Origin of the sequence: Proteus sp. GOKU, assembly GCF_015475555.1 — a bacterium.
GTDB classification, from domain to species: Bacteria; Pseudomonadota; Gammaproteobacteria; order Enterobacterales; family Enterobacteriaceae; genus Proteus; species Proteus mirabilis_B.
On sequence record NZ_CP034105.1, the window covers coordinates 2298037 to 2312948 of the forward strand.

Genomic DNA, 14912 nt, shown 5'->3' on the forward strand with positions numbered 1-14912 from the left:
AAAATGCAACTCGATTTCTCTTACTATAATCCAACCACCATTCATTTTGGTAAGAACTCTCTTGCTAAATTAAATGATGAATTATCACATTATGGCGAAACCATCATGCTGATGTATGGCCGTAACGCTATCAAATCTAATGGCCTTTATGACGAAGTCATGGCAATACTTAAACATGCAGGAAAAAAGGTAGTTGAGTTATCTGGCGTTATGCCCAATCCAACCTATGCGAAAATGATGGAAGGTGCTCAATTAGTACGTGAACATAATGTCAGCTTAATATTAGCGGTCGGTGGTGGCTCTGTTATTGATTGTGCAAAAGGCATCTCTGTTTCTGCTTATTGTGAAAATGAAGATCCTTTTCAAAAATACTGGGTTGAATATCAAGATGTGACAAATAAAATTGTTCCTGTCGCATCAATTCTTACCATGGTAGGCACAGGCTCTGAAATGAATGGTGGCTCAGTCATTACCCATGAAGAGACTAAATATAAAATTGGGCGTGTTTTTCCTGCCAATATATCCCCTAAATTTTCAATTTTAAATCCAGAATATACCTTTACAGTTTCTCAATATCAGATGGTGAGTGGTGTTTTTGACACGATGTCTCATTTGATGGAGCAATACTTTTCTGATCAAGGTGCAAATACAACGGATTATTTAATTGAAAGTTTATTAAAATCTTCGATTGATAATTTACGTGTTGCACTTAAAAATCCAAGTGATTACGAAGCAAGAAGTAATCTTATGTGGAATGCAACACTTGCATTAAATACCCTCACAGGATTATCAAAAACGCAAGATTGGCAAGTTCACATGATTGAGCATCAATTAGGAGCTTATACAGACTGTGCTCATGGAATGGGACTTGCTGCAATTTCTCTACCTTATTATCGTTTTATCTATAAATTTGGTATCGAGAAATTTGTACGCTTTGCCACTCAAGTATGGGGAATTTCCACTGAAGGTAAAACACAAGATCAAATTGCACTTGAAGGTATTGATGCACTGGAACATTTCACAAAAGAGTCCGGTATTGTGACTTCATTAGAAGACTTAGGTGCAACAAGAGAGATGCTTCCTGAGATTGCACAATCAACCACAATTATTGGTAGAGGCTATAAAAAGATAACAACTAAAGATGTGCTCGATATTTTGGAAGCATGTTTTTAATACCATTCTAGTATTAAGTAGATAAAAAAACGGACCTCAATGAGGTCCGCTTCTTTATATGGTGCCCAGGGCGGGACTTGAACCCGCACAGCCTTACAGCCGAGGGATTTTAAATCCCTTGTGTCTACCGATTTCACCACCTGGGCTAAATTGTATTTACTTGTTACGCTTAACATCCATTTATCAAACAAGATAGATAACAAATAAATTTAAAGCATTTACTTCTAAGCTAACTTTAGTTTTTTACTCTTCTCTCACCAACTTGGTTGCTAGTGGAAGAAAAAACGGACCTAAGTTAAGGTCCGTATTTATATGGTGCCCAGGGCGGGACTTGAACCCGCACAGCCTTACAGCCGAGGGATTTTAAATCCCTTGTGTCTACCGATTTCACCACCTGGGCTAAATTCTGTGGTGCGCCCGTAAATTCTTATTACTAAGAGAGATACTGGTATGGACGACTTATTACTTACTTCCCAATGCCATTTACAATGGACTTTCTTTTTTGCACCAAACTCTTTACCTAAAAGAGATGGTGCCCAGGGCGGGACTTGAACCCGCACAGCCTTACAGCCGAGGGATTTTAAATCCCTTGTGTCTACCGATTTCACCACCTGGGCATTAATGGAGGCGCGTCCCGGAATCGAACCGAGGTACACGGATTTGCAATCCGCTGCATGACCACTCTGCCAACGCGCCTCAACTGCTCAATCTCATTAGAGATTGGAGCGGGAAACGAGACTCGAACTCGCGACCCCAACCTTGGCAAGGTTGTGCTCTACCAACTGAGCTATTCCCGCTTTACCGAACCTGCTGATTTACTTATTTATTTCCGTAAACCGTTGTGCCTTTCGATGCGTTGCATTCTACTGATTTCCTGAATCTAGTCAACACTATATTTGCATCTTTTTGACTGTTCGGTGAATTTTCAGTCATTTCGATCAACCTTCGCGCAAATCTGACCACGCAGCGCTCAAATATTGAAACATTGACCAGAAAGTCAGCACTGTTGCGATATATAATAAAGCGAATCCAAACCACTCTGCTTCAACAGTAGGACGCCATAATAACACAACCAGCGATCCCATTTGTGCGGTCGTCTTCACTTTTCCTATCCAAGAAACTGCAACACTATTACGCTTTCCTAATTCAGCCATCCATTCTCTTAGTGAAGAGATGATAATTTCACGAGCAATCATGGTTGCTGCGGGTAAGGTTATCCACCACTCATGATAGTATTCAGTAATTAAAACAAGTGCTGTTGCAACCATTACTTTATCTGCTACTGGGTCAAGAAAAGCCCCGAAGCGAGTAGTTTGTTTCCATCTACGAGCTAAAAAACCATCAAACCAGTCAGTTGCAGCTGCTACCATAAAAATAATAGCGCAGACTAATGGAGCATCTTTGAATGGTAAATAAAACACCAAAACAAAGAATGGGATTAGTGCGACACGAAATAGAGTTAGCCAAGTTGGGATATTTAGTTGCATAGCGTTCTACACGACCTAGAAAAGTGAGAGTTATTAATATGGTGCATCAATACACTTAGTGTTTCAACGCATTAAAAATTTTTTCTGCTAATGCAGTCGAAATTGTGGGGACTTTCGCAATTTCTTCAACACTTGCGTCTCGCAAAGCTTGTAGCCCTCCCATATATTTCAACAACATTTGACGGCGCTTAGGCCCTACACCTTCAATAGACTCTAACGAGCTGGTATTTTTAACTTTTGCTCTACGTTGACGGTGCCCTGTTATTGCATGACGATGCGATTCGTCACGAATATGTTGGATCAAATGCAACGCAGGTGAATCAGAAGGTAATGCCATCCCTTCACCTTCAGGCACAAAAAACAAGGTTTCAAGCCCTGCTTTACGATCACTCCCTTTTGCGACACCTATTAATTTCGGGTGTGATTTGTCCCAATCAACATCAAGAGAATCAAATACCTCTATTGCTTGTGCTAATTGCCCTTTACCACCATCGATAAAGATAATATCTGGAACCTTAGTCTCTTCTAATGATTTACCATAACGTCGAGTGAGCACTTGATTCATCGCCGCATAATCATCACCAGGAGTAATACCACTGATATTATAGCGCCTATATTCAGATTTTAATGGGCCGTTCATGTCAAATACTACACATGAAGCCACAGTTTGCTCTCCCATAGTGTGACTAATATCAAAACATTCCATTCGTTTTATCTCTTTCATATCAAGAAGAGACATCAACGAGGTATAACGTTGTGAAATTGTCGATTGCTCGACTTGTTTTGAAGCCAATGCTGTTGCTGCGTTTGTTCTCGCCAATTTTAAATAACGAGCTCTATCACCGCGCGGTTTTGTTTGAATTTGAATTTTTCGCCCCGCTATTGAAGAAATAGACTCAGAAAGAATGGCTTTATCTTCTAAATCAAAATCGAGCAAGATTTCAGTCGGTAAAGTTCGAATTGCACTACCTTGTAAATAAAACTGACCAATAAAAGTTTGAACAACTTCATCGATTGAGGTATTTGCAGGGACTTTAGGAAAATAACTCCGACTTCCTAACACTTTACCTTGACGGAAAAAGAGGACATAAACACAAGCAATAGCACCATTAAAAGCAACACTGATCACATCAAGATCATCACCAATATTGGCGACAAATTGTTTTTCGGTCACTTGTCTTACGGCTTGGATTTGATCACGAATGCGAGCGGCCTCTTCAAAACGTAATTCTTGGCTGGCTTCTTCCATACGTTTAACCAATCCGTCAATAACTTGCGTATCATCACCTGAAAGGAAAAGTCGCACATAATTAACTTGTTGGGCATATTCTTCATCAGAAACGTAGCCTTTTACACAAGGTGCAAGACAACGGCCAATTTGATATTGCAAACAAGGTCTTGAACGATTGCGATAAACACTATCTTCGCATTGACGAATAGGAAACAATTTTTGCATTAATGCCAATGTTTCTCTTACTGCAAAAGAGTTAGGGAAAGGTCCAAAATATTCCCCTTTGGCATGTTTTGCACCACGGTAACTAGCAAGTCTAGGGTGTTTATCACCACTTAAATAAATATAAGGATAGGATTTATCATCGCGTAACAACACATTATAGCGAGGTTGATAACGTTGGATGTAGCTATGTTCAAGCAATAAAGCTTCCGTTTCTGTATGGGTGATCGTGACATCAATATTTGCGATGCACTTCACTAAAGCTTCAGTCTTACGGCTATTTACTTGTGTACGGAAATAGCTTGAAAGCCTTTTTTTCAGATCTTTAGCTTTGCCAACATAGATTACTGTGTCTGTCGCATCGTACATCCGATAAACACCCGGTTTATCAGTGACTCGGCTTAAGAATGCTTTGGCGTCAAATTTGTCTTCCACTTTGTAAATGACTCTCTATCTCAATTAACCCATAGCGTATTGCTATATGTGTTAATTCTACATCACCTGAGATTTTAAGTTTACTAAACATTCGGTAACGATAGCTATTTACCGTTTTTGTATTAATATTCAGCTCACTTGCGATTTGTGAGATTTTTTTTCCTCTAATGATCATCGACATAATCTGCAATTCTCTTTCTGAAAGGTGATGTAACGGATTTAATTCTTGCTGTAATTTTGTTAGTGCGATTTCCATCGCTAACTCTTGGCTTATATACCGTTGACCGATACAAACTTGTCGGATAGCTTGTAGAATATTTTCACAAGAAGTATCAATAACAATAAAACCTTCAATACCCAATTGAAGAAGTGTTATTGATAATATAGAGTCTATTTTTGGTGAAATAACAATGATTTTAATTGATAAAGATGATCGCTTTATTCTTTTTATAGAATCAATTAATGAGAGTGATGGTACTGAATAAATAATAATAAGATTAACCGAAAATTGTCGACAATAACGAAATGCATCACTTTCATCATTCATCACCTTTCGGACATTGATTTTTTTAATCTGACTAAGAAGTGTTTTTATTCCCAAGCTAAATATTTCAACTTGACTTATTATCAATGTATTTATCAATAACACGCTCCTTTTAAATCAAGACATAACAAAAAAACATTAGGTAACTTATCATAAATTCTAAAGAAAACATCATACTATAATAAAAAACAGCAACCTACCTCTTTCTTAGCATTAATTAATATTTATTTAATAAAATCCATTTATAAAAAAAGACTCATATATAAAAGAGTCTTTTAAAATTTAAAAATACAAAAAACCAATAAATAAAATATTATTTATTGAACATATTCATAATATCTTGTTCTGTTAGCATTGGTGTTTTTTCTACAAAATTATAATAAGGAGGTTTACTATCTATATAAATTTGCATTGTTAGTTTGCTTTCTTTTGCATCAGGGAATAATCCTGCTGATACATAGTAAGTATTGGTTTCTTTTAGATGGTAAAAAAGATGAGAACCACAATGCTTACAAAATGCCCGTTCTCCCCATAAAGATGAATCATAGCGTGTTATATTTTCTTCGCCTTCAATCTTCAAATCTGATTTGCAATCAATTGAAAAACCTGGACCACCATTCCAACGCAAACACATACTGCAATGACAAACACTGAGCGCAGATATATCTTGTGCTGTTGATAGTTTAACTTTACCGCATAAACATTGACCTTGATGCATTATGGTTCTCCTTTTCGTTAAATCATGCACTAACCATTTAAGATTATATGCATGATTTAATTACTAAAATAAACACATAGTAAACTAAAATATTACTTACACACTTGTATTGTTAGTTTGTTTTTTCGGTGGTAATGGTGAGAAATACCCGATTAATAAAATCAGTATTGCAACTCCAATAAAGGCCAATGCTCTTAGCAATCCACTACTTAATGATGTATCAATTAGAAAGAGTTTAGCAATAACCACAGCCAACAGTACACCACCAATAAACCATTGTGAGCGTGATTTCTGACGTGTCGCCATTACCATAGTCACTAATGCTGTAATCGCCCAAATAATGGCTAATACTGTTTGGATCACTTTGGAATTAATGATTGCATAACTCGACCAATCAATATCTGTTGCAAAGACTAACCCTCTTAATAAAATACCGTTTGCCCACCAAAAAATCATTGCGGGAATAATGTAATTTAATAGAGGTAAGTTATTTTGTAATAATGCTTGATACTTAGGTGACTGTTTTATTACTGAAATAAATTTATAGCCAACCCATACTCCAATAACACCCATTAGATCCATCAAATTAAATAATGGAATAAATTTAATTCCACTTTCAGTACCGTTATTAAAGTTTGCAAAGATTAAAGAAAGTGCCAGTAAGCCTAAAACAGGTGAAGTAACTAGCCAATAGGTATTTTGATACTCTTTAATCCAATTAACTCTCATTGCTAGCATATAGCTTATTGCGATAAATAAACTTATAGCAAAAATGACGCTAGCAAAATGTAAGCTCACATAAAGATACGTAACATCCATTAACCAAATAATTTCAGTTAATAAGAAAATACCAATAAAGACAAGATGCATACCATGGATCAATGCTTTTTTGATCCTTTGCTTCGGCAATAACGTATTTGCTTTAAGCAAATAGAAACCACTCGCAAAAATTGCAACCCAGATAATTGCACTGAACCAATTATCAATTAGCGAACCTGCAAGATAGATGTACACCAACATAATAAGTGCTGACATCGGCCATAATAAAATAGAGCAACTTGCCAACTCAGAAAATTGGGTTTTCTTACCCGCAAAGAACATGCCCCAACAGCTAATAAGAATAAATGCAAAGGTAATGGATTTTACCTCTGGGTAGAGCCAATACTCGCCATATTCTTGTAAAAGTAAAACGCTATATCCCCAACTTACAACCGAGATAAATAGTGTTACATATCCAATAGTTTGACTATCAATATTAGTAAATTTAGCTCGATACCACAGTACTGTGACGGCAAATACAACAATCACTTGTGTTACAATCATTAGCCAATCGCCTAACAAAATAACAGGCATGTTAAATGATAGAACAAAGGAAACCGCAACTAAAATAGTCCCCGCAATAGCAGGTTTCTTTTGTTGCTGTAAAACAGAAAATGCAAGGATCATTACCCCTTCAATTGCCCATACAATTGATGTCCATTCAGCAGAGAATGCAAATGGTACGGCTAAAGTGGCAAAGGTGACAGAGAGCATAAAGAAGGCAATTGCCAGCAATTTACCCTCTTCGCGATAACGTTTAAGTGCAAACCAACTTAGTGCAAAATAAGCTAATCCATAAAGTGATGAAGCAATAGCAACACCATATGGCCATTCTGAGGCTAATCGATGTTGGAAGATAAAACCAATTAACGGCGTACCAAATAGTAATGTGGCATCAAAAGGAATATTAAGTTTCAGTTTATTTTTTAATGTTGAAAGTTCTGTTGCGACACCAAAAATCAACCAATTTGCAATTAAAAATAGCTGGCAAGGTAAATAATCGACATGAGTGTAATTTGGTATTGCCCATATAAAACCAATACCAAAAGTAAAAGCAAAACCAATAAGATTTAATAAACGCCAAACTTGCCAATGGCTGATAATAAGAATACCAATTGAAAGAATAAGATAATAGCTAAACAATGCAATATAATTGCCACTGCCCGTAGACAATAGAACAGGTGCTAAATAACCACCTAATGAAGCTAATACCGCTAAACTAATAGCTCGATGAATAACCGCCAAACTCACACTGACCAAGCAGATAAACACCATAATAGCGAGAGCGATGCCAATAGGAATAAAGTCATAAATTTTAGTCGCAGCAAAAATAGTAATATAAAGCCCACCAATACCGCCACCTTGTAAAATTAATGCATATATCAGGTTTTTCTTTCTAAGCCACCAGCCAATACCTAATAAGGCAAAACACCCTATTCCAGCCATCATTAAACGTGTTGACGCTGAGACAAGCTCATTCTCAATACTGTATTTAAGTAAATAAGACAGGCCAAAAAAGAGCAATAACATCCCTATTTTTGCCAGCGGATTTCCTGTTACTACCCAATTCCAAATAAGCCCCAAAATCGATTTTTGTTGACGTTTTGGTCGAGGATTTAAATTAGGTCTATATTGCGATGCAGGTCTATTTACTTGAGGTGTGGCATTTCCTAAATGACCTGTTTCAGATCCCGTAAGGCTAGCACTTACCACATTCGCGTTATTCTCCACAAGCGACTCTGATGTTGATTCAGTATATGTTTGCTTCGCCTCTTTTTGATAATGACGAGCAAAACGGCTTGTTGCTACCTTAGGTTGATAAGACTCAGGCTCTTTAGGTGTAGGGACTGTTGATATTTCTGGCTTATTAGGTTGTTTGTTTTCAAGGTTAATATCATTAACCATAGAAGATTGAGTAACTGGATTTTCTTCTTTAGGAGAAACTTTATTAAATGTCGTTTCTTGTGATGTTTGTGCATGTTGATATACAGGCGTTTCTTTATTCTGCACCTTATTTTGCACATGTTCTGTTGTATTAATAGGTTCAACTGTTTTAGGGGCAACCGTTTTGGGTTGATAAGTTGAAGCGGCTGAAACTGTTGGTTGAGGCTCTCTTTTTATATCACGAGATAAATCCTTAACTTCGCTTTCCTGAGCGTCAAGCTCTGTGCGAATATCCACAGTTTTGTCTTTATTTAATAACTTAAATAATTTCTCTTGTTGCTCAGTAAACTTTTCTTCAAGCTGTTTAATTCGATGCAACAATGAGTTGCTATTTGTATAAGCGTGGTATTGCCAATACAAAGATACTACGACAAATATTGTAACAATGAGCGCCAAAAAGTCGTCCATAAACCTAATCCTTTTGCATTAAGCATCACATGATTTTGATCTCTTAACCTTAGTTATACTTTAATTTTCACAGATTTATCTTAGTTTATTCCTAAATAACCTATTTCGAGAACTCTTGATTTAAACCTAGCACATAATTTCGAAAAAAAGGTATGATCGATAACCTATCTTAATCTTCCATTTATATCGCAAAACACACTCATAATATGAAATTAAATGACGAACTAACTAATGCTATCGCTTCTGTCACAGAAGCCGCAGCTATTGCAGCAATGCCTTGGATTGGAAAACAAAATAAGAACGCAGCAGACGATGCAGCAGTCAGTGCCATGCGTGAACGTTTAAATAGCCTAAATATCAATGGTGAAATTGTCATTGGTGAAGGTGAAATAGATGAAGCACCTATGCTCTATATTGGTGAGAAAGTCGGTAATGGGAAAGGTGATAAAATAGAAATCGCAGTTGACCCAATTGACGGTACTCGTATGGTAGCAACGGGCGAAAATAATTCCCTAGCAATTTTAGCCGCTGGCTTTGAGGGTAGTTTTTTACAAGCTCCCGATATGTATATGGAAAAATTAATTGTTGGGAAGCAAGCTGCGGGTGTGATTGACCTTAACCATTGTCTCGAATATAACCTTGATGCTATTGCACAAACATTAAATAAATCTATTGAGCAATTAACGCTCGCTATTTTAGATAAACCGCGTCACCACGATATTATTAAAGATCTACGCGCTAAAGGCATTAATGTTATTACACTTCCTGACGGTGATGTTTTAGCCTCTTTATATGCCACAATGCCTAATAACAGTATTGATGTTATGTACGGTATTGGTGGAGCACCTGAAGGTGTTATTAGTGCCGCTATTGCTAAGGCATTGGGCGGAGATATGCAAGCACGCTTAATTACTCGTGATATTGCCAAAGGAAATAGTGCAGAAAATAGAGAATATGCCATTTCTGAAATTGCTCGTTGTCATAAAATGGGTACTGATGTAAATATCAAACTATCACTAGACACATTAGTACGTAACCAAGATGTTATGTTTGCAGCAACCGCAATTACTGCCGGTGATTTCTTATCGGGTGTTAATCAACAAACCCAATACCTACAAACACACTCTTTAGTAATTAATGGTTCAACACATTCATTACGTTATATTGAGAATTACCATTTACGTTAATACCTCAATTTGTCTTTCTTTCCTTGAGACATAAAAAAAGCGGCACTCGATTAAAGTGCCGCTAAATTTATTTCAAGGGGTATATTTATTGTTATTTATTCACTTCAGATTTAAGCCAATAAATTGGCTGGATTCTCAACACATAATTTCTTGATAATAGATTTATCAATGCCACGTTGAGCCAATAATGAAAGGAATACATTAGGAACAAAGCCCCAGCCATTACCTCCATTTTTTGCCCACATCTGTTTTAAAAACACATCATGGCTTAATACGATTTGGCTACCATAGCCTCTTTCAATTAAGGTTGCGACAGCTTCTACGGTATCCATAACACTTGGTGCTGCCCCTTCTTTAGGAAAAGAGATATCAAGACCAATCATATCGAACTCAAGCCAAACACCACGATCTAGCATTTTGCATTGATAATCAAAATCTTTACCTGATGGATCAGAGTGTGCCAATGAAATCTTAGCGGGATTGCATCCCATTTCAGTTAATAGAATATCTAAAACTTCATCACCACGACGTTGCCAACCCGGCATATGAATATTCATCGATGCATGAGGATTACTATTTTGTGCAATAGCAGCCGCTCTTAAGCTATTTTTCTCGCCATCTGTAAAGAAGGGAGAAACACCAATTTCACCAATCATACCTGCACGAATATCAGTGCCATCGATACCTACATTTAATTCATCATCAATGATTTTTGCCATTGCATCAATATCATCAGCCAGTCGCTCCCCTTCAAACTTCTCAATATAAAGCCCGGAAGAAGCTACAACGTTAATACCTGTTATTTCTGCAACTTGTCTTAGTTTTCTAATATCACGTCCAATAGATGAAGAGCCAGTTGCATCAACAATTGTTCTTCCACCTAACTCTTTGAAGTTATTTAATTCAAAAATAACATCTTCGATTGGTTTTTTATCCATATTATCGCAACAGCAATATGGATCGTATTTAAGTCCCCACTGAATATCTGCACTCACTTTTTTATCAACTAACACATGCGAGAATTCATAAAAAGGTTCATCAACAACACCAGAGAGATCATTAAAGAGGTGTTCATGGGGCAATGTTAACCCCATATCTTCTTTTTTCACGGGGCCAGTTACGGTTTGAATATAACCTTTCATTACGATACTCCTACGCTTTTGCTGACTTAGTGGCTCTGAATTCAGGGATTGTGGTTACAATCGCACCTACTAGCGCAAATAATGTACCGATGATTGTCACTAAATAAACAGTATTGCCTAATGAAGGTAATAATAAGTCAATTAATACAGAACCTAATAATTGACCCGCTGTTGAAGCAACACCTAACATCAGTAAGCCTAAACCACGAACTAAAATAGCCATTAATGCGATAGACATGAGTCCTAAAGGACCGCCTAAATACATCCACCAAGTACCTGGTAATTCAAGAGTGATATGACCTAATGCCATACGAACAATAAGAGCAATGGTTAAAACGGTGAAGCCAACGATAAAGTTCCAAGTGATAGACACCATCATAGAACCTGTTGCTTCTGCAACTTTAGAGTTACCTGCTGGCTGCCAACCGGCTAATAAACCTGCAAGGAAAGGTAAGATTGCTAAATAAATAAATGAGGTTGAGTGCCATTGTGGAGAAACCACAAATAAAGTTGCAACAACGGCTAACACTGCACCTAATACACGATATGGCGTGAAGTATTTTTTCTCATCTACGCCAACACCAAAGCGGTCACATAATAGACCTGATAATAAGAGTGCTGAGATTAATGCTGTTTGGAATGTTGCAATCCCTAATGCGCTCGCAGAAGCCCCTTCAGAGAAAACAACCATTGCACCACAAAGACCCGCAAACCAGTTCCATAATGGAATTTTGCGCGTTTTAATTAAACTTGGAATTGAAGCAAATTGCTGGCGATACTGTTTTTTCGACATGATGATAAAAAACATCACCACTAAACCACTAGCAAAAGAGATAACTGCGCTGGCGTTACCATCTTTTAAAACATGCCCTAACTGCCCATTCACCGCAGACTGCATTGGTGATAGCATACCTGCTAACACAGTTGCTAACATCAGCAATGGTGTTGATAAATTTTTTGTACTCATAAGATGTTCCTTTTGGATTATTGGCTATGAGTGATTTCTTTTTTTATTTTTCAAGTAATCGGTTTTTTATTAGCGCAGAGCGGCAACTCTGCGCTTTTTTACTTTTTATGACAGTTATTCTTAATTCAAATTAACGGGCGATTTGTTTAAGAATGTTGACCCACATATCGGCATAATGAGGCCATGCTAAAAACTCTTTGCTACCCCAGTGAGGAGAACAGTCACTCATAAAGCAGCCTGTTTTTCCTTTTTCGAACTGACCAAATACCAGTAATGGATCTTCACCAATATTTAATACAGTCTCTGTATTCTCTTTAGCTGAAACTTTGTTATAGCCAAGGAACATTGGCCATTCACCAAAACCTTTTACTGATGCATGCTGAGCATTCACTGCACTTGCAAATACACCTTCAGGCGCTTCAACACGATCGTCACCATCCAGCATTTCGACAGGCAGAACTTCTGCAAGTAATGTGTTTTTGTAGTTTGCTTTAGCTTCAATACCCATAAATGACAGGTAACCACCAATCATTAATAAGCCACCGCCATTCACTACAAACTCTTTAATTAACCCTAGTGCGTTAGGAATAACTTTCATGTTATAGAAAGTATCGTTTTGCAGAAGGAACGTATTTGCACCAATGTCACTAATAACAATGACATCGTATTTAGCCAATGCTTCGGCTGTTTGTGGGAATGCAACCTGAACGGTATGAGCAGGCATATAATCAACTTCAACACCCTTTTCTCTTAAGCAACTTAATAAGAACGTTGAACCTTCTTCATATTTGCTGGAAGTGAAACTATCGTAGCCTTTAGAGTGGATCATATGAATGTGCCATGACTCACCAATAAATAAGATTTTCATTTTTATTCCTCTTTCAAAAAAGATTATTTATTCAGGGGATTGGGTGACAATCTGTGAATATGTTGTTTGATTGATGCGATGTATGACATTAATATCTTCAGGCATTTCTGAAGCATTACTCGTCTCAACAGCTAATGATGAAAAAGCTGATGCATAGCGTAACGCATAAGAAAACTGCTTTCCTTTTGCCAACGAGGCAGCGAGCGCACCATTAAAAGCATCACCTGCCCCTGCTGTATTTTTTACCACTGCCGGATATGCCGGCGAGTAAATATACTTATATCCGTCATAAGCTAACGAACCTTTACTACCTAGCGTAATAACCACCTTATTTACGCCTTGTTGATAAATAGAAACTGCAGCATTTTTTGCAGATTCTAAATCGAGCACTTCTATTCCAGATAATAAACTTGCTTCCGTTTCATTAGGTGTTAATACATCTATCATTGGAAGTAATTCATTAACTATTTTGTTATACGGTGCTGGATTAAGAATAATAGGAATATTATTCTCGTTTCCAATAGCAATAATTTCTTTTAATGCTTCAATATTCGTTTCTAATTGTAGTAAAATGATATCTGCATCAATAATTTTATCTTTCTGTATTTTTACTTCATCAGCAGAAATATCCATATTAGAACCAGAGTAAATAGAAATAATATTCTCCCCACTCTCTTCCGAAACAAAAATAGAAGCTGTTCCTGTTTGGTAATTTTCAGTTTGATATATCGTTGATGTTTTTATTCTTGATGACGATATAAAATTAACTGCATAATCACTAAATTGATCAGTGCCTATCTTAGTAATAAAATGGACCTGCGCATCGGCATAACTCGCAGCCAGTGCTTGGTTACAGCCTTTACCTCCCGGTGAGAAGATAAATTTATTCGATAATAAGGATTCCCCGGCTTCTGGCAATCTAGGAAGATAGCTAATCATATCAACATTAAATGAACCCAGTACGCACACCTTATTTATTGCTGTCTTGTTTGCTAAATCGTTTTTATCAATTTGATCATTACATTCCAAAAATTGTATAATTTCTTTCTTAGCTACTTTGTCTAATGTTTCAAATTCTATAAAAGCGCCACCATGGCATCTTTTTATAATTCCTTTTTCTGCTAGTGTATTTAAATCTGATCGTATTGTTTCTTTGGTAACATCAAGTTCTTTAGCCAAAACAGAAACTTTTACTGCACCATTACCCTTGATCAGATTAATTATTTTCTTATGACGTTCTGCTTTCATTTAATGTTACCTCTATGGCAACAACTTTAGTTTATTAGTTGTTATGGGATTGTGATTACAATCATATGTTATTTATTAAAAGCAAAAAAAAGCAGAAATACAAAAATAAAAAACAAAAATAAACAGAAATAAACAATGATAATCGTAAGATTATTTAATAAATAAATTTGAGGCTTATTCTTTTTTTATAAAAAATAGAATCATTAAATAACGTAACGTTAACTTATTTAGTATAAATAAATTTAATATTAGTTTTTAGCTATCCAAAGAGAATAATATTAAAATTTTACATGCAAGAATAAAATTTACTTTTATAAATAAGACATTACAAAAAAAACATTTTATATTTCTGTAAAATAACCGTAATAATGCTTAAATAAAATACAATCTAATTGAATCGAGCAATGCATTAATTATTTTTATCATCTTTAATTTTTAGCCCATATTTACAATAAAGAAATTCTAATCATTAAATACCAAGGAAAACGATACCCCTTTACAAAATAACGCAAATTACTT

General features: G+C 36.3%; 11 protein-coding genes and 5 tRNA genes. 2 read left to right on the plus strand and 14 right to left on the minus strand.

Features of this window, described 5'->3' with window-relative positions; genetic code table 11:
- The first annotated feature begins 3 nt into the window (after window positions 1-3).
- Complete coding sequence (locus EHE21_RS10695) at window positions 4-1173, plus strand: iron-containing alcohol dehydrogenase (RefSeq protein WP_194950657.1); 1170 nt, start codon at window positions 4-6, stop codon at window positions 1171-1173.
- Window positions 1174-1232: 59 nt separating this feature from the next.
- Here the strand turns inward: EHE21_RS10695 and EHE21_RS10700 are convergent.
- The 10 genes from EHE21_RS10700 to EHE21_RS10745 form a co-directional block, all read right to left on the minus strand.
- A tRNA-Leu gene (locus EHE21_RS10700) sits at window positions 1233-1319 on the minus strand.
- Window positions 1320-1486: 167 nt separating this feature from the next.
- Window positions 1487-1573: transfer RNA gene (locus EHE21_RS10705), tRNA-Leu, on the minus strand.
- Between the two features lie 130 nt (window positions 1574-1703).
- A tRNA-Leu gene (locus EHE21_RS10710) sits at window positions 1704-1790 on the minus strand.
- Window positions 1791-1795: 5 nt separating this feature from the next.
- Window positions 1796-1869, minus strand: a tRNA-Cys gene (locus EHE21_RS10715).
- Window positions 1870-1894: 25 nt separating this feature from the next.
- Window positions 1895-1970: transfer RNA gene (locus EHE21_RS10720), tRNA-Gly, on the minus strand.
- Between the two features lie 141 nt (window positions 1971-2111).
- A complete protein-coding gene (gene pgsA, locus EHE21_RS10725; RefSeq protein ID WP_075674025.1) occupies window positions 2112-2660 on the minus strand; it encodes a CDP-diacylglycerol--glycerol-3-phosphate 3-phosphatidyltransferase in 549 nt (182 codons plus the stop codon).
- 55 nt (window positions 2661-2715) lie between these two features.
- On the minus strand, window positions 2716-4548 hold the full coding sequence (uvrC, locus tag EHE21_RS10730) for an excinuclease ABC subunit UvrC (protein ID WP_088495340.1): 1833 nt from the start codon (window positions 4546-4548) through the stop codon (window positions 2716-2718).
- A complete protein-coding gene (locus EHE21_RS10735) occupies window positions 4532-5191 on the minus strand; it encodes a LuxR C-terminal-related transcriptional regulator (protein WP_194950658.1) in 660 nt (219 codons plus the stop codon). The genes uvrC and EHE21_RS10735 overlap by 17 nt, the downstream gene beginning before the upstream one ends.
- A gap of 214 nt (window positions 5192-5405) precedes the next feature.
- Window positions 5406-5810 carry a GFA family protein gene (locus EHE21_RS10740; protein WP_088495338.1) on the minus strand — a complete coding sequence of 135 codons (405 nt, stop codon included), beginning with the start codon at window positions 5808-5810 and terminating at the stop codon, window positions 5406-5408.
- Between the two features lie 96 nt (window positions 5811-5906).
- On the minus strand, window positions 5907-8981 hold the full coding sequence (locus tag EHE21_RS10745; protein ID WP_194950659.1) for a DUF2339 domain-containing protein: 3075 nt from the start codon (window positions 8979-8981) through the stop codon (window positions 5907-5909).
- A gap of 206 nt (window positions 8982-9187) precedes the next feature.
- On the opposite strand from EHE21_RS10745, the gene glpX reads away from it, so the two are divergent.
- Window positions 9188-10168 (plus strand): class II fructose-bisphosphatase, encoded by a 981-nt coding sequence (gene glpX, locus EHE21_RS10750; RefSeq protein ID WP_075674020.1) that lies wholly within the window; start codon window positions 9188-9190, stop codon window positions 10166-10168.
- 110 nt (window positions 10169-10278) lie between these two features.
- Here glpX and EHE21_RS10755 read toward each other — a convergent pair whose 3' ends face one another.
- The 4 genes from EHE21_RS10755 to EHE21_RS10770 all read right to left on the minus strand — a co-directional run bounded on the left by EHE21_RS10755 (window position 10279) and on the right by EHE21_RS10770 (window position 14393).
- Entirely contained in the window at window positions 10279-11310 is a 1032-nt protein-coding gene (locus EHE21_RS10755) for a methylphosphonate esterase (protein WP_194950660.1), read from the minus strand.
- A 10-nt stretch (window positions 11311-11320) separates the two neighbouring features.
- A complete protein-coding gene (locus EHE21_RS10760) occupies window positions 11321-12277 on the minus strand; it encodes a DMT family transporter (RefSeq protein WP_075674018.1) in 957 nt (318 codons plus the stop codon).
- A gap of 130 nt (window positions 12278-12407) precedes the next feature.
- Window positions 12408-13145, minus strand: coding sequence for a glutamine amidotransferase (locus EHE21_RS10765; protein ID WP_109393946.1), 738 nt, complete (start codon window positions 13143-13145; stop codon window positions 12408-12410).
- Between the two features lie 27 nt (window positions 13146-13172).
- On the minus strand, window positions 13173-14393 hold the full coding sequence (locus tag EHE21_RS10770) for a PfkB family carbohydrate kinase (RefSeq protein ID WP_194950661.1): 1221 nt from the start codon (window positions 14391-14393) through the stop codon (window positions 13173-13175).
- Window positions 14394-14912: the final 519 nt, after the last annotated feature.